This is a genomic window from Kosakonia sp. LAM2021, assembly GCF_016620385.1.
GTDB lineage: Bacteria > Pseudomonadota > Gammaproteobacteria > Enterobacterales > Enterobacteriaceae > Kosakonia > Kosakonia sacchari.
Genome location: NZ_JAENHT010000002.1, coordinates 123,100 through 143,324, shown reverse-complemented (window position 1 = coordinate 143,324; position 20,225 = coordinate 123,100). Strand labels below are relative to the sequence as shown.

20 protein-coding genes and 1 tRNA gene are annotated in these 20,225 nt (G+C 54.2%); 11 read left to right on the top strand and 10 right to left on the bottom strand.

Annotated elements, in window-relative coordinates; all coding sequences use genetic code 11:
• The first annotated feature begins 4 nt into the window (after positions 1-4).
• The 4 genes from trmH (at position 5) to JKP81_RS07130 (ending at position 6,147) form a co-directional block, all read left to right on the top strand.
• Positions 5-694: a tRNA (guanosine(18)-2'-O)-methyltransferase TrmH gene (gene trmH / locus JKP81_RS07145; RefSeq protein WP_200551184.1), complete on the top strand. Its 690-nt coding sequence runs from the start codon at positions 5-7 to the stop codon at positions 692-694.
• A gap of 3 nt (positions 695-697) precedes the next feature.
• Positions 698-2,779, top strand: a complete 2,082-nt coding sequence (gene recG, locus JKP81_RS07140; RefSeq protein WP_200551183.1) for an ATP-dependent DNA helicase RecG — start codon at positions 698-700, stop codon at positions 2,777-2,779.
• A gap of 124 nt (positions 2,780-2,903) precedes the next feature.
• Positions 2,904-4,289 carry an NCS2 family protein gene (locus tag JKP81_RS07135; RefSeq protein WP_017458157.1) on the top strand — a complete coding sequence of 462 codons (1,386 nt, stop codon included), beginning with the start codon at positions 2,904-2,906 and terminating at the stop codon, positions 4,287-4,289.
• 121 nt (positions 4,290-4,410) lie between these two features.
• Entirely contained in the window at positions 4,411-6,147 is a 1,737-nt protein-coding gene (locus JKP81_RS07130) for an AsmA family protein (RefSeq protein ID WP_200551182.1), read from the top strand.
• Between the two features lie 50 nt (positions 6,148-6,197).
• Here JKP81_RS07130 and yicI read toward each other — a convergent pair whose 3' ends face one another.
• Both yicI and JKP81_RS07120 read right to left on the bottom strand, forming a co-directional pair.
• Positions 6,198-8,516, bottom strand: a complete 2,319-nt coding sequence (yicI, locus tag JKP81_RS07125) for an alpha-xylosidase (protein WP_200551181.1) — start codon at positions 8,514-8,516, stop codon at positions 6,198-6,200.
• A 16-nt stretch (positions 8,517-8,532) separates the two neighbouring features.
• Positions 8,533-9,918, bottom strand: coding sequence for a glycoside-pentoside-hexuronide family transporter (locus JKP81_RS07120; RefSeq protein ID WP_200551180.1), 1,386 nt, complete (start codon positions 9,916-9,918; stop codon positions 8,533-8,535).
• A 289-nt stretch (positions 9,919-10,207) separates the two neighbouring features.
• Between JKP81_RS07120 and JKP81_RS07115 the strand changes: the two genes are divergently transcribed.
• Both JKP81_RS07115 and JKP81_RS07110 read left to right on the top strand, forming a co-directional pair.
• Positions 10,208-10,302, top strand: a tRNA-Sec gene (locus JKP81_RS07115).
• Positions 10,289-10,855 carry a hypothetical protein gene (locus JKP81_RS07110; RefSeq protein WP_200551179.1) on the top strand — a complete coding sequence of 189 codons (567 nt, stop codon included), beginning with the start codon at positions 10,289-10,291 and terminating at the stop codon, positions 10,853-10,855. The genes JKP81_RS07115 and JKP81_RS07110 overlap by 14 nt, the downstream gene beginning before the upstream one ends.
• A gap of 28 nt (positions 10,856-10,883) precedes the next feature.
• Here JKP81_RS07110 and JKP81_RS07105 read toward each other — a convergent pair whose 3' ends face one another.
• A complete protein-coding gene (locus JKP81_RS07105) occupies positions 10,884-11,075 on the bottom strand; it encodes a toxin-antitoxin system HicB family antitoxin (protein ID WP_200551178.1) in 192 nt (63 codons plus the stop codon).
• Between the two features lie 136 nt (positions 11,076-11,211).
• On the opposite strand from JKP81_RS07105, the gene JKP81_RS07100 reads away from it, so the two are divergent.
• Positions 11,212-11,520: a SymE family type I addiction module toxin gene (locus JKP81_RS07100; protein ID WP_200551177.1), complete on the top strand. Its 309-nt coding sequence runs from the start codon at positions 11,212-11,214 to the stop codon at positions 11,518-11,520.
• A gap of 243 nt (positions 11,521-11,763) precedes the next feature.
• Positions 11,764-12,045 (top strand): hypothetical protein, encoded by a 282-nt coding sequence (locus JKP81_RS07095; protein ID WP_200551176.1) that lies wholly within the window; start codon positions 11,764-11,766, stop codon positions 12,043-12,045.
• 48 nt (positions 12,046-12,093) lie between these two features.
• On the opposite strand, the gene JKP81_RS07090 is transcribed toward JKP81_RS07095, so the two are convergent.
• From JKP81_RS07090 to JKP81_RS23550, 3 genes are all read right to left on the bottom strand, one after another.
• Positions 12,094-13,197 carry an alkene reductase gene (locus JKP81_RS07090; RefSeq protein ID WP_200551175.1) on the bottom strand — a complete coding sequence of 368 codons (1,104 nt, stop codon included), beginning with the start codon at positions 13,195-13,197 and terminating at the stop codon, positions 12,094-12,096.
• Between the two features lie 114 nt (positions 13,198-13,311).
• The gene (locus tag JKP81_RS23555) at positions 13,312-13,659 is read right to left on the bottom strand and encodes a LuxR C-terminal-related transcriptional regulator (protein WP_234455550.1); all 348 of its coding nucleotides are present in this window, start codon (positions 13,657-13,659) and stop codon (positions 13,312-13,314) included.
• A gap of 61 nt (positions 13,660-13,720) precedes the next feature.
• Positions 13,721-13,987, bottom strand: a complete 267-nt coding sequence (locus tag JKP81_RS23550) for a hypothetical protein (protein WP_234455549.1) — start codon at positions 13,985-13,987, stop codon at positions 13,721-13,723.
• 855 nt (positions 13,988-14,842) lie between these two features.
• Here JKP81_RS23550 and JKP81_RS07080 point away from each other — a divergent pair.
• Positions 14,843-15,901: an AbrB family transcriptional regulator gene (locus tag JKP81_RS07080; RefSeq protein ID WP_200551174.1), complete on the top strand. Its 1,059-nt coding sequence runs from the start codon at positions 14,843-14,845 to the stop codon at positions 15,899-15,901.
• An 8-nt stretch (positions 15,902-15,909) separates the two neighbouring features.
• Here JKP81_RS07080 and vapC read toward each other — a convergent pair whose 3' ends face one another.
• The 4 genes from vapC to JKP81_RS07060 form a co-directional block, all read right to left on the bottom strand.
• The gene (vapC, locus tag JKP81_RS07075; protein WP_200551173.1) at positions 15,910-16,314 is read right to left on the bottom strand and encodes a tRNA(fMet)-specific endonuclease VapC; all 405 of its coding nucleotides are present in this window, start codon (positions 16,312-16,314) and stop codon (positions 15,910-15,912) included.
• A complete protein-coding gene (gene vapB / locus JKP81_RS07070; protein ID WP_200551172.1) occupies positions 16,314-16,556 on the bottom strand; it encodes a type II toxin-antitoxin system VapB family antitoxin in 243 nt (80 codons plus the stop codon). The genes vapC and vapB overlap by 1 nt, the downstream gene beginning before the upstream one ends.
• Before the next feature lie 110 nt (positions 16,557-16,666).
• Positions 16,667-17,548: a dihydrodipicolinate synthase family protein gene (locus JKP81_RS07065; protein ID WP_200551171.1), complete on the bottom strand. Its 882-nt coding sequence runs from the start codon at positions 17,546-17,548 to the stop codon at positions 16,667-16,669.
• A 10-nt stretch (positions 17,549-17,558) separates the two neighbouring features.
• Entirely contained in the window at positions 17,559-18,251 is a 693-nt protein-coding gene (locus tag JKP81_RS07060) for a B3/4 domain-containing protein (protein WP_200551170.1), read from the bottom strand.
• 45 nt (positions 18,252-18,296) lie between these two features.
• On the opposite strand from JKP81_RS07060, the gene JKP81_RS07055 reads away from it, so the two are divergent.
• Complete coding sequence (locus JKP81_RS07055) at positions 18,297-18,899, top strand: XRE family transcriptional regulator (protein WP_200551169.1); 603 nt, start codon at positions 18,297-18,299, stop codon at positions 18,897-18,899.
• A 110-nt stretch (positions 18,900-19,009) separates the two neighbouring features.
• Entirely contained in the window at positions 19,010-20,173 is a 1,164-nt protein-coding gene (locus JKP81_RS07050; protein ID WP_200551168.1) for a multidrug effflux MFS transporter, read from the top strand.
• Positions 20,174-20,225: the final 52 nt, after the last annotated feature.

The following is a 20,225-nucleotide window of genomic DNA, read 5'->3' as shown; positions in this document are numbered from 1 at the left end:
CTTTATGAATTCTAAACGTTATGCGCGTATCCGCGAGATGCTCGCCAGGCGTCAGCCGGATCTGACGGTCTGCATGGAGCAGGTTCACAAACCTCATAACGTCTCCGCCATTATCCGCACTGCGGACGCCGTCGGCGTGCATGAAGTTCACGCCGTCTGGCCGGGCAACCGCATGCGCACCATGGCCTCATCTGCTGCGGGCAGCAACAGTTGGGTGGAAGTGAAAACCCACCGTACCATTGGTGATGCTGTCGGCGTGCTGAAAGCGCGCGGCATGCAGATCCTCGCGACCCACTTATCTGATAACGCCGTTGATTTCCGCGAGATCGATTACACCCGCCCGACCTGCATTCTGATGGGCCAGGAGAAAACCGGGATCACGCAGGAAGCGCTGGATCTGGCGGATCGGGACATCATCATCCCGATGACTGGCATGGTGCAGTCGCTGAATGTTTCCGTGGCGTCAGCGTTGATTCTTTACGAAGCGCAGCGCCAGCGGCAAAACGCCGGTATGTATGAACGTGAAAACAGCATGTTGCCGGATGAAGTTCAGCAACGCCTGCTGTTTGAGGGTGGCTATCCGGTGCTGGCAAGAGTCGCGAAACGCAAAGGCCTGCCTTACCCCCACGTAAATACGGAAGGCCAAATCGAAGCCGACCCAACGTGGTGGGCAACGATGCAGGCGGCGGGATAACCAATGAAAGGTAAGCTGCTCGATGCGGTGCCTTTAAGTTCGCTGACCGGTGTCGGCGCGGCGCAGAGCAGCAAGCTGGCGAAAATCGGCCTGCATACCGTTCAGGATCTCCTGCTTCATCTCCCGCTACGCTACGAAGATCGCACTCAGCTTTACCCAATTGCCGACCTGCTGCCTGGCGTTTACGCCACGGTGGAAGGCGAGGTGTTGAACTGCAATATCACGTTCGGCGGTCGCCGGATGATGACCTGCCAGATTAGCGACGGTTCCGGCATTCTCACCATACGCTTTTTCAACTTCAACGCGGCGATGAAAAACAGCCTCGCCACCGGTCGCCGTGTGCTGGCCTATGGGGAAGCGAAACGCGGGAAGTATGGCGCGGAGATGATCCATCCCGAATACCGCGTGCAGGGCGATCTCAGCACCCCGGAATTGCAGGAAACCCTGACACCGGTTTACCCCACCACCGAAGGCATCAAACAAGCGACACTGCGCAAGCTCACCGACCAGGCGCTGGAATTACTGGCGACGTGCGCCATCAGCGAACTGCTGCCGCCGGAGCTGGCACAAGGCATGATGAGCCTGCCAGAGGCGCTGCATACGCTGCATCGCCCGCCGCCATCACTGCAACTAAGCGATCTGGAAAGCGGGCAGCACCCGGCGCAGCGCCGTTTGATCCTTGAAGAATTACTGGCGCACAACCTCAGCATGCTGGCGTTGCGCGCCGGCGCGCAGCGTTATCATGCGCAACCACTCGGCACCAGAGATGAACTGAAAAACCGCCTGCTGGCGTCATTGCCGTTTAAACCAACCGGCGCCCAAACGCGCGTGGTCGCGGAGATTGAGCGCGATATGGCGCTGGATATGCCGATGATGCGCCTGGTGCAGGGCGATGTGGGCTCCGGTAAAACGCTGGTCGCCGCGTTGGCAGCCCTGCGGGCGATTGCCAATGGCAAACAAGTGGCGATGATGGCGCCCACCGAACTGCTGGCAGAGCAGCACGCCAACAATTTCCGCAACTGGTTCGCACCGCTCGGCGTGGAAGTGGGCTGGCTGGCGGGCAAGCAAAAAGGCAAAGCGCGCCAGGCACAGCAAGAAGCGATTGCCAGCGGTCAGGTGCAAATGGTGGTGGGCACCCATGCCATTTTCCAGGAACAGGTGCAGTTTAACGGCCTTGCGCTGGTAATTATCGACGAACAGCACCGCTTTGGCGTTCACCAGCGGCTGGCGCTGTGGGAAAAAGGCCAGCAGCAGGGTTTTCACCCGCATCAGTTGATCATGACGGCAACACCGATCCCGCGCACGCTTGCGATGACCGCCTACGCCGATCTCGACACCTCGGTGATCGACGAGCTGCCACCGGGCCGTACGCCGGTCACTACCGTCGCTATTCCGGATACGCGCCGCAGCGAGATTATCGACCGTGTACGTAGCGCCTGTACCAGCGAAGGCCGCCAGGCCTACTGGGTTTGTACATTGATCGAAGAGTCCGATCTGCTGGAAGCACAGGCGGCGGAAGCGACCTGGGAAGAGCTAAAACTGGCGTTGCCGGAGCTGAATGTTGGCCTGGTGCATGGCCGCATGAAACCGGCAGAAAAACAGGCGGTGATGCAGGCGTTCAAACAGGGCGAGTTGCATCTGCTGGTCGCCACCACGGTGATTGAAGTGGGCGTGGATGTGCCAAATTCCAGCCTGATGATTATCGAAAACCCGGAGCGTCTCGGCCTTGCGCAGCTCCACCAGCTACGTGGCCGCGTTGGACGCGGTGCGGTAGCCTCCCACTGCGTACTGCTCTACAAATCCCCATTGTCAAAAACCGCGCAAAAACGTCTGCAAGTGCTGCGCGACAGCAACGATGGCTTTGTTATTGCGCAAAAAGATCTGGAAATTCGCGGCCCCGGCGAACTGCTTGGTACCCGCCAGACCGGCAACGCGGAATTTAAAGTCGCCGACCTGCTGCGAGACCAGGCGATGATCCCGGAAGTACAACGCGTTGCCCGCCATATTCATGAGCGTTATCCGCAGCTTGCCGAAGCGTTGATCGACCGCTGGATGCCGGAAACAGAACGCTACTCCAACGCCTGAGTTTTAGAACCTTATCCCGTAAAACGAACACCCCTTAGAAAAGTATGTTTTTAGCATAGCAACCGTTTGCTTTTACCAAACAGTCCGATAAAATCAGCGCTTTTCCATCAGGGGATTGCTTGAGATGTCCGTAAACACCATCGAGTCAGAAAGTGCGCAACCGGTTGCGCAGACTCAACCCAGCGAACTGATCTACCGCCTTGAAGATCGCCCGCCGCTGCCGCAGACCCTGTTTGCCGCGCTCCAGCATCTGCTGGCAATGTTTGTTGGCGTTATCACGCCCGCGCTGCTTATCTGCCAGGCGCTGGGTTTACCGGCTCAGGACACTCAGCACATTATCAGCATGTCGCTGTTCGCCTCTGGCGTCGCCTCTATTATCCAGATCAAAGCCTGGGGACCGGTCGGCTCCGGGCTGCTCTCGATTCAGGGCACCAGCTTTAACTTTGTTGCGCCACTGATTATGGGTGGAACCGCGCTGAAAACTGGCGGTGCGGATGTGCCCACGATGATGGCTGCGCTGTTCGGCACCCTGATGCTGGCCAGCTGCACCGAAATGGTTGTCTCCCGCATCCTGCCGTTTGCGCGTCGCATTATTACTCCGCTGGTTTCCGGCGTGGTGGTGATGATTATCGGCCTGTCGCTGATTCAGGTGGGTCTGACATCCGTAGGCGGCGGTTTTGCTGCGATGGGCAACCACACCTTCGGCGCGCCGAAAAACCTGCTGCTGGCAGGCGTGGTGCTGGGGCTGATTATTCTGCTTAACCGTCAGCGCAATCCCTATTTACGCATTGCGTCGCTGGTGATCGCCATGGCCGTTGGCTATGTGCTGGCGATGTTTATGGGCATGCTGCCGGCCTATAGCGCACCGGCAACTTCCTTTATGGTGCCGACGCCGCTTTACTACGGCCTGAGCATTGACTGGACCCTGCTGCTGCCGCTAATGCTGGTATTTATGATCACCTCGCTTGAAACCATCGGTGACATCACCGCCACGTCTGACGTTTCCGAGCAGCCTGTTGCCGGCCCGCTGTATATGAAACGCCTGAAAGGCGGCGTACTGGCAAACGGCCTCAACTCATTTGTTTCCGCTGTTTTCAATACTTTCCCGAACTCCTGCTTCGGCCAGAACAACGGTGTTATTCAACTGACTGGCGTTGCCAGTCGCTATATCGGTTTCTTCATTGCGGTGATGCTGATGGTGCTCGGCCTGTTCCCGGCGGTCAGCGCTTTTGTACAGCAACTGCCTGAGCCGGTACTGGGCGGTGCAACGCTGGTGATGTTCGGTACGATTGCCGCATCCGGCGTGCGCATTGTTTCCCGCGAACCGCTGAACCGCCGTGCGATCCTGATTATCGCGCTGTCGCTGGCCGTTGGTCTGGGCGTTTCCCAGCAGCCGCAAATCCTGCAATTCGCCCCGGACTGGCTGAAAAACCTGCTCTCTTCCGGTATCGCCGCAGGCGGGATCACCGCGATTGTACTGAATCTGATTTTTCCGCCAGAGAAAAACTGATAAACCCCGCGGCAACGGGGTGAAAACCGTTGCCGCCGTAACGCCCTTTCATCATTCCGCCCTTGAGCATTGCGCATAAATCGTGCATAACTGCCAGACTGGCAACTGGAGATGGAAGATCATGAAATTTCTTGGAAAGCTGCTCCTTGTCGTTGTTATCGCCCTGCTTGTGGCGGTCATCGCTTGCTATTTCCTGCTGCAAACCCGCTGGGGTGCAACACAGGTCAGCAAGTGGGTAAACGACAACAGTGACTATCACCTCACTTTCGAAGCGATGGATCACCGCTTCTCCTCTCCTTCCCATGTGTTGCTGAAAGGCGTGAATTTTGGCCGTAAAGGCAAGCCGGCTACGCTGGTCGCCAAAACGGTGGATATCGGTCTGAGCAGCCGCCAAATTACCGATCCTCTGCATGTCGATACCATTTTGTTGCAGGACGGCACGCTGAATCTATCCCCGGCGGCCGCACCGCTGCCGTTCCAGGCCGACCGTCTGCAATTAAGCAATATGGCATTTAACAGCCCGACCACCGGCTGGGATCTGAGCGCCCAGCGCGTTACTGGCGGTGTCGCACCGTGGCAGCCTGTCGCGGGAAGTGTACTGGGCAGCAAGGCGCAAATTCAGATGAGCGCCGGTTCGCTGACGTTAAACGGCGTTCCCGCCAGTAACGTGCTGATTCAGGGCAGTATTGATAAAGATGTTGTTACGCTGACCACCATCGGTGCGGATATGGCGCGCGGTTCTCTGACCGGAGACGCGCAGCGCGCCGCCAATGGAAGCTGGGTAGTGAATAATCTTCGGCTGAATGATATCCGCCTGCAAAGCGATAAATCGCTGCTCGATTTCTTTAACCCATTGACGACATTGCCGTCGCTGCAAATTGGCCGCGTTGAAGTGACCGATGCCCGTTTGCAAGGGCCTGGCTGGGCGGTCACCGATCTCGATTTGAGTTTGCGCAATCTGACGCTGATGAATGGCGACTGGAAAAGCGAAGACGGCAGGCTGTCGATGAACGCCAGCGAGTTTATTTACGGCTCGCTGCATCTGTTCGACCCGATCCTCAATGCTAACTTCTCACCGCAGGGCATCGCGCTGCAACAGTTCACCTCGCGCTGGGAAAACGGTATGGTGCGCACATCCGGCAACTGGTATCGCGCAGGTCACGCGCTGGTGCTGGACGACACCGCCTTTGCCGGGCTGGAATATACGCTGCCGGAAAACTGGAAGCAGCTATGGATGGATGATTTGCCCGCGTGGCTGAACACCGTGACGCTGAAAAAATTCAGCGCCAGCCGCAATCTGGTGATTGATATCGATCCGGCTTTCCCGTGGCAGATAACGGCGCTGGACGGTTACGGCGATAACCTGCAACTGGTGCGCGAGCGCAAATGGGGCGTATGGGGTGGCACGGCGAAGCTGAATGCCGCTGCCGCAACGTTTAATCGCGTTGACGTGCGCCGCCCGTCGCTGGCGCTGAACGCCAACAGCAATGTCGTCACCATCAGCGAGCTAAGCGCCTTTACCGGGCAAGGGTTGCTGGAAGCCAAAGCGGTGGTTGCGCAAACGCCGGATCGTAGCGTGAACCTCAACCTGAACGGTCGCGGCGTGCCGGTGAATGTATTGCAGGAGTGGGGCTGGCCGGCGCTGCCCATCAGCGGCGACGGTAATCTCCAGCTCACCGCCAGCGGCAGTGTGCGCGCCGATGCGCCGCTTAAACCGTCGGTGAACGCCGAGCTTTCCGCTATTAACGTGCAGAAACAGCAAATCAAACAGAATATGCATGGCGGTGTGGTTTCCGGCGGCGTCGTTGCGCCTCCGGCGGAATCCACATCAACGCCTTCACCTCAGCCGGCTCCCTGAACATGATATGCCCTCTCCCTCACGGGAGAGGAATATCGCGAAGCAAAAACTCACAGCGTAATCCGTATCTCCCCGTCTTGCGGCGTAATCACCACGCCTGACTCACTACCGGATTGCGTGGCGCCTTGTACACCCGCAATCTGCGCGATATTGCGCAGGCACAGCGTCCAGTTGTGACACTCTCCTTCGCTACGTACGGTAATCACACCCGCATCGCGTTTGGCCCGTAAACGGAAGATCACCGCACCGCTGGCATCCGGCACGTCGCACAACGCTTCGCGTCCCTCTTCCAGCGCAAACAACTGGAAAGCGGTACCGTCATGCCAGGTATAATCCGGACGCTGGTCGTTGCTGCCGAGCGCCAGCAGGGTGTTATCCCGCACGTACACCGGCAGGCTCATAAAGTCGTGGCGCTGTTTATGCCAGCGGTTGCCGGTTAATGTGTCGTTGTGCCACAGATGCGTCCAGCGTCCTTCCGGCAGGTAAAACTGCACGTCACCCGCTTCACTGAACACCGGCGCGACCAGCAGCGCATCGCCCAGCATGTACTGGCGGTCGAGATAGTCACAAGCCGGATCGTCCGGGAAGGAGAGCATCATGGCACGCATCATCGGCAAACCCAATTCGTGTGCCAGCGCAGCCTGGCGGTAAAGGTACGGCATCAAACGGCATTTTAGCTGCGTGAAGTGGCGCACCACATCGCAGGACTCGTCATCGTACGCCCACGGCACACGGTAAGATTTGCTGCCATGTAAGCGGCTGTGGCTGGAGAGCAAGCCAAACGCACACCAGCGTTTGTAAACATGCGCGGGAGCGGTGTTTTCAAAGCCGCCAATATCATGGCTCCAGAAACCAAAACCAGACAGGCCAATTGATAGCCCGCCGCGCAGGCTTTCCGCCATCGATTCATAGTTGGCGTAGCAGTCGCCGCCCCAGTGTACCGGGAACTGTTGCGCACCAACGGATGCCGAGCGGGCAAACAGCACCGCGTCCTGCTCGCCAACGGTTTCTTTCAGCACGTTCCACACCAGCTCGTTGTAGATGTACGCGTAATGGTTGTGCATTTTCTGCGGACATGCGCCGTTATGCCACACCACATCAGTCGGGATGCGCTCGCCAAAGTCGGTTTTGAAGCAGTCCACGCCCATCGCCACTAACGCTTTGAGTTTATTTGCGTACCACTGGCAGGCTTCCGGGTTGGTGAAATCATAAATCGCCAGCCCCGGCTGCCATTTATCCCACTGCCACAGCGAACCGTCCGCGCGTTTCAGCAGGTAGCCCTTCTCTTTCAGCTCACGAAAAACCGGGGATTTCTGGCCGATATAAGGGTTTATCCAGACGCAGATTTTCAGCCCGCGCGCTTTCAGGCGTTTGATCATCCCGGCCGGATCCGGGAAGGTCACCGGGTCCCACTCAAAATCGCACCACTGGAAGGCTTTCATCCAGAAACAGTCGAAGTGGAAAACGTGCAGCGGCAACTGACGCTCCGCCATGCCGTCAATAAAGCTGTTCACCGTCGCTTCGTCGTAGTTGGTGGTAAACGAGGTGGTGAGCCACAAACCGAACGACCAGGCTGGCGGCAACGCCGGACGACCGGTCAATTGCGTATAACGGTTCAGCACGTCCTGCGGCGTTGGGCCATCGATCACGAAATATTCGAGATATTCTCCTTCAACGCTGAACTGCACTTTCGATACTTTCTCCGAACCCACTTCAAACTCCACCGCTTGCGGATGGTTTACCAGCACGCCGTAGCCACGATTGGTGAGATAAAAGGGGATATTTTTATACGATTGTTCGGTGCTGGTGCCGCCATCGCGGTTCCAGGTTTCCACCATTTGCCCGTTGCGAACCAGCGCGGTAAAGCGCTCGCCGAGGCCATAGACCGTTTCACCCACGCCCAAATCCAGCCGCTCAAACAGGTAATTGCGGCCACTGTTGCCATCCTGCACGTAACCGTTGTTTTTTAACTGGCTACCGGTAATACGCACGCCATCTCGCAGGAAATCGAGCGCCCAGTTTTCACCTTTAGCTATGCGCACACTGAGCGCACCGCTTTGCAGCTCGGCAAAATCGTCGGTATTGCGCATTTCCACGTGGACGTCTTGCGCAACATTAAGCGGGAAGTGCGGGCCGTTATCTATTGCTCCCTGAAAATGTTCGATACGCACGCCAATAATCCCTTCCTGCGGCGAGAAAAAACGCAGGGTGAAGAGCGGCGTATCCAGTTGCCAGGTGCGCTCGCGCACATCGCGCGGGGCGGCATAGACCGCCATCTCATTACCCTGTTGTTCGACTTCAAACACCTGCACCGGCTGGATCAATGTCAGACCCGGCTGGATAAGCCAGTTGCCATCACTGATTTTCATGCATGACTCCTTACAGTCACTCTTCCCGTGGTGAAACATGCCCAAACCGTTGCTGGCTGCGGTGCTCGCCGCGCGCCAGCTGTTCCATGATCGTTTTGAGGAACGGTGTTTTCAGGGTGTAGTAGCGTTTGGCGATAAAAGCGCTCAGCAAGTAACAGGTCGCCGGAACCAGCGTAAACAGCGCAATGATGATGCTGATAGTGGCGCTGTTCTGGCTCTGCGCCGCGGCATTGTAACCACCGCCCGCCAGCGCCCAGCCAATCAGTGCACCGCCGAAAGCGAGGCCAAGTTTCAACACGAACAACGTACCTGCGAAGCTGATGCCGGTGAGACGTTTACCGTTGCACCATTCGCCGTAATCTACGGTGTCGGACATCATCACCCACTGGATCGGCGTGACGAGCTGATGCAGCACGCCGATGACGAAGATAAAGATGAACATGGTGACGCTGGCCTGAATCGGCACGAAGAACATGGCGATACTGAGCACGGTAAGCGCCGCGTTGGTCCACCAGAAGATGGTGACTTTGCATTTCCAGTCGGTGAGCGGCTTAGCCAGTGCGCTGCCGATCAGGTTGCCGACGCAGTAGGTAGTGAGAAACGCGGTGAAAATGGCGGCATCGCCCATGATCCAGGTGACGTAATACATCATCGCGCCGCCGCGCACGCAGACCGCGAGAATATTCAGAATGGTTAGCAGACCCACGATGCGCCACTGGTCGTTTTGCCAGATATCGCGCAGGTCTTCACGCATGCCGGTGGTGCTCGGCGGTGCCTGAATACGCTCTTTGGTGGTGAAGAAGCAGAACGCCAGCATCATAAAGGCGACCACGGAGAGCACCGCGATACCGCCCTGAAAACCGAAAACTTTGTCATCGCCGCCAATCAGTTTCACCAGCGGCATCATCAGCACGGTAGAGAGCATGCCGCCCGCCGTCGCCAGCACGAAGCGCCAGGATTGCAGCGAGATGCGCTGCTGCGGGTCGTTGGTGATCACACCGCCGAGGGCGCAATAAGGAATGTTGACCACGGTGTAAAGCAGGGTGAGTAACGTATAAGTGACAGCGGCGTAGATCATCTTGCCGCTAAGGCTGAGATCCGGCGTGCTGTAGGCCAGAACGCACACAATGCCGAACGGCAACGCGCCAAAAATTATCCACGGACGGAACTTGCCCCAGCGGCTGCGGGTTCGGTCGGCGAGCAGCCCCATGCACGGGTCCGAAACGGCGTCTAATGCACGCGCCAGCAGAAACATGGTGCCGACAAACCCGGCGGGAATGCCAAAGATATCGGTATAAAAGAACATCATGTACAGCATTACGTTATCAAAGACGATATGGCTGGCGGCGTCACCCATGCCGTAGCCAATCTTTTCTTTCACAGAAATAATCTGACTGTCCATTTTTGTTTCCTTTACGCATGAAAAATACGCAAGAAGCGGTTTCAGACGTTGTAAACGATTGGATTTCAGCCGGGTATTGCGAATTTTTGTTATCTGATTACGTTTATTCTTTTCTGTGATCGCGGTTCCTTTAGCGGTTGAAAAATACCTAAGCCATGGAAAAGATGAAGATTTATCTTAAACAACCGTTTGCGGCGGAAGCACAATGCGAAAATTTATGACGGAGGTATGTGGTAAATGCCTGAAAGTAGCTATAATGCGCCCCGCCTCCATGTAGCAATGCAGGCGCGGAAGATCGTCATCTCCGGTGAGGTGGCTGGACTTCAAATCCAGTTGGGGCCGCCAGCGGTCCCGGGCAGGTTCGACTCCTGTGATCTTCCGCCAAAAGTTAGAATTGCACTTCATTATGATATTTCCAGAAGTATTTAAACCCTTCCATTCTTTATCTTTACAAGGACAGTTATTAATGTTCCCTGAATTCTTAAAATATGGTTACCTAGGTTTATTAGCTTTGTCGGTAATGCTGTTTTTTAGAATTATTAATAACAGTATTAAATCGCAGCAATCAATAAAGAGCGCATGGCCTTTCCTGGCATTCTTTTCTATATTTTGCCTTCTTAGTGGAATAGTTGGTTTTATTTGGGCATCAAAAGAACTTGAGATTGCCGATAAAAAAGAAACTACAGCATCTATTCTTAGCAAACAAATCAACCAACTTAACTCAGAACATTTACAATCAATGCGCCCATTAAATTCAGCACTGGAGGGGGCAGTAGAAAAGTATAATTACAGCGTTATTGAAAGCACAAGAAACCAATACATCAATGAAATAAAACAGATTAATCAAGTTATGAGCGAGAGAGAGAAAGTTTATTCTGAAAGGATTTTTAATTTAAAAAACACCTTTAATGATGTTGTTGAAACAGATGCTAAGTAAAAATTTAAAAATAATCTTAATATATGTCTTACCCATTTGGCTCGATTCCTTTATTACGAAGCTCGTTACGAGCTAAGTTCTTAAGCCATTGACCTAAGCTCACCCCTTCTTCGGCTGCCGCCGCCTCAAACTGTGCTTTTAACTCCGGCGTAATCCTCATTTGAAATGTGGGAGCTTTGCCGCATTTTGACTTATTCGTATCGCGTTTGGTGGTTGTCATGTACGTACCTAAAGCGTAAGATTTAATCACTCAGGTACGTACCCAACAATAAGTCGTCCTGATGCTTAAACGCTCTCGCCAGGTACTCGCAATACCAGACGAGAGCTAACCATCCCCAACTATCAAGGAGTTGATAATGGCTGATCCGCATTCTACCTCAGACTTCACCATTGCCGGAACCGAGCACAACGTAATTGTGCGATATCGCCCGAATCAGGGCGACGCAAGCACGCCGAGCATCACGCTTTCCGGCAAGTGGCTGCGCGATGCCGGGTTTAATACCGGGCAACATATTCTGGTGAAAGTGATGCAGGGCTGCATCGTGCTGGTGAAATACAGTGATAAAGAGGAGTGGCTGGCGACGGCGCTGGATAAAACGCGTAAGCAGCTCAGGGAAGTGAAGGAGGTTATGAAAAACGCGTATCTGCAATCACGACCAGACTGAATTCGGCCGATTTGCAGCATGACAAATATAGCGTGCCTGTGGGCGGGCTGTATTTGCCGGGGCAGAAGGAAATGAAAAGACCAACCTGGAAGGTGTTTTACGGCGGGAAGAACGCGGTGAAATCGGCAGCATCGGTTCAATATTGCACGCAAAAAAACGCGTAAAAAGTCGTTCGTTTCCCTCTCTGCATCACCATTATTAAGGAGTAAGATAAGCGCCTCGAAATTCCACAGACAACCACCGATGAAGCGCTTCCTTTTTATTCTCTCCACCGCCTTTATTTTCAACAGCAGTTTTGCCGCCGCCCCGTTGCCGAAAGACGTTCAGGATTTCCGCAACCTTGCCGAAGAGTGCGAGCATTTCGCCGGCGAGCAGGATTCGGATCTTGACGAGCAGCGCCAGAAAGAGCTGGACGCCAGCCTGCAAGCCACCTGTGGCAAAGCGGTGGTGCAGCTTAAAACGCTGCGGGAAAAATACAAGAATGACGCGGCATTAATGAAAGTTATTAATGCCTATGATTTCTGACGGCGGTTTGCAGCACGTAAAAACGGGGGCTTTTGCCCCCGTTCGTTATTACGCTTTCTGTAATGGATAATCCAGGTAGCCTTCTGCGCCGCCGCCAAAGAATTTCTCTCTGATCGGTTCGTTAAGCGGCAGGTTATGTTGCAGGCGGTACGGCAAATCCGGGTTGGCGATAAACGGTCGGCCAAAACCAATTAAATCCGCCCAGCCTTTCGCCAGCGCCTCTTCGGCGCGTTCCGGCGTGTATTTGCCCGAGTAAATCAGCGTGCCGTGGAAAATAATGCGCAGCGCTTCTTTAAACGCCGCAGGCATGACCGGCGCGTCGTCCCAGTCCGCTTCGGCAATGTGAATGTAAGCAATGCCAATCGCATTCAGAACGCTGGCCGCCGCGAGATAAGTGGCTTCTGGCGTATCGTCGCGCGAGCCCATCAGCGTGGTGAGCGGTGCCAGGCGAATGCCGACACGCTCTTTACCAATCGCCGCAGAAACGGCTTCCACCACCTCTTTCATAAAGCGCAGGCGGTTTTGCAGCGAACCGCCGTATTCGTCGTCGCGCAGGTTAGACTGCGAATCAATAAACTGGTTAATCAGGTAACCGTTCGCACCGTGTAGTTCGATGCCATCGAAACCGGCGGCAATCGCGTTACGCGCCGCTTGTGCGTAATCGTTGATGATAGCCGGGATTTCATCCACAGCCAGCGCACGCGGCATAGAGTGCTGCACCATATCGCCCACGCCGTTTTCCGGCCCGCGCCCTTCCACATCAACAAACACTTTTACGCCTTCGGCCTGAATCGCCGACGAAGAAACCGGCGCTGCGTTACCCGGCTGCAACACGGTGTGGGAAACGCGGCCCACATGCCACAGTTGAGCAAAGATTGTGCCGCCCGCGTGATGCACCGCATCGGTCACTTTTTTCCAGCCCGCAATTTGCGCATCGCTGTAAATACCCGGTGTCCAGGCGTAGCCCTGACCCTGCTGGCTGATTTGTGTGCCTTCGCTGATAATCAGCCCGGCACTGGCGCGCTGTGCGTAGTAATCCGCCATCATATCGGTTGCCACATCACCCGTTCCGGCGCGGGAGCGGGTCATCGGTGGCATAACGATACGGTTAGTCAATGCGAGTGCATTCAGGGCGTATTTATCGAATAACATGGTGGCTTATCCTTTCTTGATTCGGTCAATGTGGTTGCGGTTAACAACCTGATGCGAAGCAGGATAGGCGCACTAGAGTTTTGAATAAACAGCAATAAAAGCAATAAACTATTGCTATGTTGTCAATAAATAACGCTGGCCTGCCCTTATCGCAGGTATATGGCTGAAAGTGCCAGAATAGAGAGGTGAAAACGCAGGTTCTGAAACATGCTTATTCCCACGTCTTATCATCTTTAGCTCATTCGTCCCGATGCGGGGAAGAAATATCGCATCCTCCATGACTGTACCTTCGAAGCAGCAAAAACAGTCGTTCCAGTTATTATAAATATGAATAAGCTCCGCCATACTGTTTAAACCGAGTTTACGCAGTATTGCGTTTTTATAATTGCTGACGATTTTTTTATCGATGCCCAATGCTTGCGAAATCGTGTCGCTGGATTGGTACTCAAGAAACCGCAACATAATTTTATACTCCGTCGCGCTAAAATGGACTTCGCGAAAGGAATATATATCCTCATGACCCTTAAAGGAAATTAAGTATCTTTCTGATCTCATGCCGCAGCAAGGATACAGATGAAGATTTATCAATAGAGATAAATCGAGTGCAAATAAATGAATTAAACCCTTTTTCTTCACTTAAAATATAAAGCAATGAGTTCATGCTAAAAAATAATATTTTCCCATCGCCCCGATCAAATGCAACCACCGTATGTGTTGCATGCGGATTAATGGCTTTAAGCAGCTTATCCATGCCCATGACAAAATAGCTATCCTGAGAGATGATATACATATCCAACCTCCGGGAAATATTATTTGCCAGCGAATTTTAGCGAAAGCAAATTTATGTTTCCATTAATTGTGAATGTTATATCGCGTTTGGCAAAAAATACCATTATTAACCTGGAAACAAACGTATAAATAAAACAAAAAAAAATGCTACCGCCCCTGGCTTTCACCAAAGAATGCTGAAACGAGCGCTCTTAGCGATAGCCTTAAAATCCATAAAAAAAGCCGTTTAATCCATAATGAAATCATGGGTGCCTGGAGATGAATTTCACTTAGGAAAGAACGAAATTTTATGAGGCAATCGCCCGAAAGTATTATTTTAACTTAAATAAAAACGTAGAAATAAATATTAACGTAAGTTGAATCGAAAAAAACATTAAATTTTAATAAGTTAATGCTTTTAAAAGAACAACAGAAACATAGAGTAATAAAAAATTAGTCACTATGGTTACATAACGCAAGGAAGCCAACATGAGATTAGGAATTTTCACAAACATCAACACCTATGGATATAATAGCCTATACCAATCAAATTATTACGGAAGTTGAAAATAGTTGAATTAGAAAAAATATATTTTCCAAAAAATATTCGTTGGCAAAAGATCGCCTGCCGCAGCGCTTATTTGTTAGTTCACGATTGTAAATATGCTGACTAAGCAAAAATAGGGCTAATCCCCCTTGGGATTATAGGTAATATCGGTCAAATAGCAGTGCCGAGAGGGAAAGTGCGTTTGCAGGGACGAAGAAGAACACTTACATTCAAAGACCCAACCTTGCTTTTCAACACGTTATTTTCGGGAAGCGTTATGCTGTTGATTGATCTTGCCGCCGCTGCTGTAGCGTGCAGGGAGTGCCGCTGATGGCGACACATGCGCCCTGGTTTCGCAACTGGTTACAGCTAATCGGCCTTTCATTGCTCTTCGTTGCTGTGATGGAACTGATTCATCTGCCCGCAGCGCTTCTGTTGGGCCCGATGTTTTCCGGCATTCTTCTCGCCATCTTCAACCGGCCTGTTACCGTCAGTAAAAAATGCTTCGCCGCTGCGCAAGCGGTAGTCGGCGCGATGATTGCACATGCGATCCCGCCGTCCGTATTTGGCCGCATCGCCGCCGACTGGCCACTGTTTATCAGCTGTATTTTCTCCGTTATTTTCGCCAGTGCAATCCTGGGTTGGATCATGGCGAAATTGCAGGTTTTCCCCGGTTCAACAGCGATTTGGGGATCGTCGCCAGGCGCGGCGGCGGCCATGACGATTATGGCCGAGAGCTTTGGTGCGGACGTTCGCCTGGTGGCGTTTATGCAGTATTTGCGGGTGATGATCGTGGCGCTGGTCGCGGTACTGGTGACCCGTATGTGGATGGGAACTGAGAGCGCGGATCACGCGGTCGCCACCTTTACCCTGTTTGGCCCTGTGCGCTGGCTGCCGTTCGCCGGAACATTACTGGTGATTGCCGCAGGTTTCCTGATTGCCCGCTGCGTCAAAATTCCCTCCGGGCCAATGCTGATAACGTTGGCGCTGGGAATAATGGTGGAAGATACCGGTTTGCTGACGCTGGAATTGCCGCCGTGGTTACTGGCACTTTCTTACGCGCTGATTGGTTGGAGTATCGGTTTGCGTTTTACGCGGGAGATTGTTTGCTACGCCGCCCGCGCGTTACCGCGCGTGCTGCTGTCGGTGCTGACGCTTGTCGCGGTGTGCTGCGGTTTTGCCTGGTTACTGGTGCAGTTTGCGGGGATCGATCCGCTCACTGCCTACCTCGCCACCAGCCCCGGCGGGGCAGATACAGTGGCGATTATCGCCTCGTCAAGCCAGGTTGATATCTCGTTTGTAATGGCAATGCAGACCGGGCGGTTTATCCTGGTGCTGATAACCGGCCCGGCGATTTCCCGCTTTGTGGCGAAACGGCTTGGGGCTTAATCTCCAGCTTAATGCGAGGTCCAGTCTTGCAAACGCAAGCCTGGTATACGGGCAAACTCACGAGTGTTATTGCTGACAAGTACCAGTCCCAGTGAGCGAGCATGTGCGCCAATCATGGCATCATATGGTCCGACTGGAGTACCAGCTCTGGCTAACTCCGCACGCAACTGACCTGTATGAACAGCAGCATCTACACCATATGGCAGCACTTCCAGGCGCGCCATAAACCCTTCCACAACACGCAAATTTTTTTCGGGGATGGCTGATTTCTCGGCGCCATAAATCAGCTCCATCAACGTGACAGAGCTGATACACATCTGCCCGTTGTGCTGATTAAAAGCCTGCCTGACGATCTCAGGTTTGTTCTTGATAGTGAAAATGCAAATATTCGTATCCAGCATAAATTTGAGCATCAAAAGTCTTCCCTGTCCTGATCCCCTGGCTGCTCCCGCGCAGCCATAAAGTCTGGTGACACACTTTCACCATCAAACCAGCTATCCCAGGCCTCCCCGGAGGGGGTAATGATGCGTGTTCTTCCTACAGCAATGATATCGACTTGTTTCACGTCCTCCGGCAGCGCGACTGCCTTTGGCAAACGCACGGCCTGACTACGGTTGCTTTTGAAAAGTGTCGTTTTTTCCACATGCGCCTCCATTGGTGAAATTTCACACTGAAAGACAGGATAATTTACCAATGGGATATGTCAATGGGATATACAAAATACCCCATGCAACGAACCAAAAAGAAACGTTCAAAGAGTAATCATCAGGCTAACCGCAGTTGCTCAATCACTTCCGCCACCTCGCGGCGCGCATCGCCGGTGAGCGTCCGCAATGGTGCAGGCAAACACGATGCACCCGCTAAGCCCAGCAGTTCCGCCGCGGTAGCCATCACCCGCAAGCTGCCGCCATAGCGTTTAAAGAGATCCCACAAGGGTTGCAACGCATCAGAGTGGGTGCGCGCCTGCGTTAAATCACCGGCCTGCGCCGCGCGGGAAATGGCCAGCGCCGCTTGCGGGAACAGGCCGCCCAGCACCGAATACCAGACACCGCATCCGGCGCTAAGACCGTCAACCGCGACGGCATCACCGCTGATACCCAACGTAATGCTCTGCGGAATTTGCGGGCGCAGGCGCGCAGCCCGCTCGGGTGCGGAAATCGGCGGGATTTTGATTGAACCAATATTGGGCAACTGGGCAATACGAAGCAGCAACTCGTCGCTAAAAGTGAAATGGGTGGTGCCGGGGTTATCGTACACGCAGAGCGGCACAGAGAGTTCGCGCGTAACAGCAGCAAACAGGCTGAACACTTCCTCTTCGGTTAAGGCGTGGTAGGAGACCGGTGCCAGCAGCACAGCGCTAACGCCCGCTTTCTGCGCATCTTCCGCCAGCCACAGCACATCGCGCGTGCGCAACGCGCCAATCCCGGCAATCACCGGAACCGCGCCGGAATGCTCCGTCGCCAGGCGCAGCGCATTGGCCCGCTCGGTACGGCTGAAATAGGGGTAGCACCCCGTCGAGCCCAGTGCGCCAATCGAATCGACTCCGGCAACACGCAGCCGTTCAATCAACTTCACGTAAGCCGCTTCATCCAGCCGTTCGTCGCGCAGCGGCGACAGCGGAAAGGCGCTCAATCCTGTGAAATCCATTCTTCCCCCTTCAGAGATCAAACCCGAGCCTGGTTTTTTCAACACGACAGCCCGGCATCATACGTTGCAATCCGGCGATCAGTTCGTCGCCTGCCTCACATAATGCGTCCAGCGGCATTTCCGGCAGACTTTCGAGGATAAACCACATCTGGCTGTCGGCAGCACTCAGGCGGGTACGCACGCCCTGTCGCCAGTTCCAGCGGCGGCACGTTACGCCCGTGTCATCGCGCCAGATAACTTCCCCCGGCTCTGGTGTTTCGTGCGCCAGCTCGCCCTCTTTCATCATGTCGAACAGCTCCGTACCTTCGGCGAGCGTCAAACGCGGCGCGCCGTGATAGGCCGCAATATTCTCGCCACCGACCGGAATAGCGTAGCGCAGGCTGATGGCATTATAGAGATCCACCACCGGGTCAATTGCAGGTACCACACCGTCGCGCTGCACACGTTTTCGCAGCGCCTGCGCCGAGCAGGGCGTGCGTTTTGGCTTCGCGCCGAAGCGCTTAAAGACCTCATCCCATGCTGCCAGATGCGCATCCGCCCAGGCCAGGCCGCCCGCCGCGACAAATTCACACGCACTTGCCAGTGCCGCTTCGCCCACTTGCGGGTTTAGTAGCGGCGCGGCATCAACATAAACGCTGAGCGCGCGAAAACCAGGGGCGATGACGGCAAGACGAGCATCAATTGACGGCTGAACGGAAAGCATCGGATAATCCTTTTTAGTGACCATTTTATTGCACAGTATCGACCGATGACCAAAAAAGTCAATAAACCGACCGATTCAGGCGCCGATGTTCATCGCGTCAGTGAAGCGGTGGCAACGCGTATTAAAGCGTTTCGTAAGCAACAAAAACTCTCGCTGGATGAGCTTTCGCGCCGCGCGGGCGTCAGCAAAGGCATGCTGGTTGAGATTGAAAAATGTCTCGCCAACCCGAGCATCGCTTTGCTGTGCAAAATCGCCGCCGCGATGGGCGTTTCCGTGGCGGATATTGTCGACGTCGCCAGTAAACCGACCGCACATCTGATAGACAAAGAAGACATTCCCACGTTGTGGCAGGGCGAAAACGGCGGCACTGCGCGGTTGCTGGCAGGTACCAGCGGGCCGGATATGCTGGAGATGTGGCGCTGGGAGATGTTCCCCGGTGAACGGTTTGCCTCGCCTGGTCACCCTTCCGGCACCGTTGAGCTTCTGCATGTTGAGCACGGCACGCTGCATATTCAGGTTGGGCAAACGGCGCTCATTATTGACGAAGGCTGCTCTGCCGTGGCGCAAACCGACACCGCGCACCATTACGCCAATGAAAGCAGCCAACCCGTTATTTTCACCATGACAGTCAGTGAACGCCATTCATGAATCTGGCTCATAACGCCATTATGATTTAATGGCGTTATCATTTGTGCCGCACTGATTAAGATACCGTTCCGCCTTTTCCGGCGTTCCCTTCATGACTTAATCAGGATCTTATGAACAACAAGCTCCACGGGCCGCTATTTCTCGCGATCCTCAGCGCGCTGATGGCCTTTACCTCCCTGTCGACGGATATTTATCTGCCCGCGATGCCTTTGATGGCAAAAGAGTTACAGGGCGATATCGAACTGACCATCACCGGTTTTTTGGTCGGCTTCGCGCTGGCGCAGCTGGTTTGGGGGCCAATTAGCGACGCGGTTGGTCGCCGCACGCCGCTGTTTATTGGCATGCTGTTGTTTGTCATCGGTTCTGCCGGCTGCGCGCTCTCCACAGAAATCCATCAGATGGTGTTCTGGCGCGTGTTTCAGGCTTTCGGTGCCTGTACCGGGCCGATGCTGGCGCGGGCGATGATCCGCGATCTGTTTGCCCGCACCCGCGCGGCGCAAATGCTCTCAACGTTAACCATCATTATGGCGATTGCGCCGATCGTTGGGCCGTTGGCGGGCGGGCAAATTATTCAAATCACCAGCTGGCACGCCATTTTTTGGCTGCTGGCGGGAATTGGCGCGCTGATGTTTCTTTCGCTCTATTTCCTGCCGGAAACCTTACCCGCCGAAAAGCGCACCAAAGCCTCGCTGCCGGGCGTGTTTCGTAACTATCTCGCGTTGCTGCGTAACCGCGCGTTTATGCGTTACACGCTATGTGTGACCTTTTTCTACGTCTCTGCCTATGCCTTTATTACCGGTTCGCCGTTCGTTTACATCCGCTATTACGGTATTGATCCGCAATATTACGGCTGGCTGTTTGCCGTCAATATTGTCGGCTTAATGGGGGTGAGCTTTCTGAACCGGCGGCTGGTGCAGCGCCATCCGTTAGATAAGTTACTGAAAATTGCCGTTACCATTGCCGCGCTGGCAATGGTAACTCTGGCGCTGGCGGTGAAGTTGCAGTTCGGCGGTATTGCGGCGGTGATCATTCCGGTGTTTCTGTTCTTTTCGATGAACGGCATTATCGCCGCCACCTCAACCGCCGCCGCGCTCGACACTGTTCCCTCTATCGCCGGTTCTGCCTCGGCGCTGATTGGCTCGCTGCAATATGGCAGCGGTATTATCTCGTCCCTGCTGCTGACGTGGTTTCGCGACGGAACGCCGTGGACGATGGCGTGGATCATGGCGCTGTTTACTCTTGCCAGCGCGATGATGGCGCCACGCCGCCATTGATGAGTTTTACTCATAAGCTCATGCCGATTTCCCCCAATAGTGCCGGTAGTCG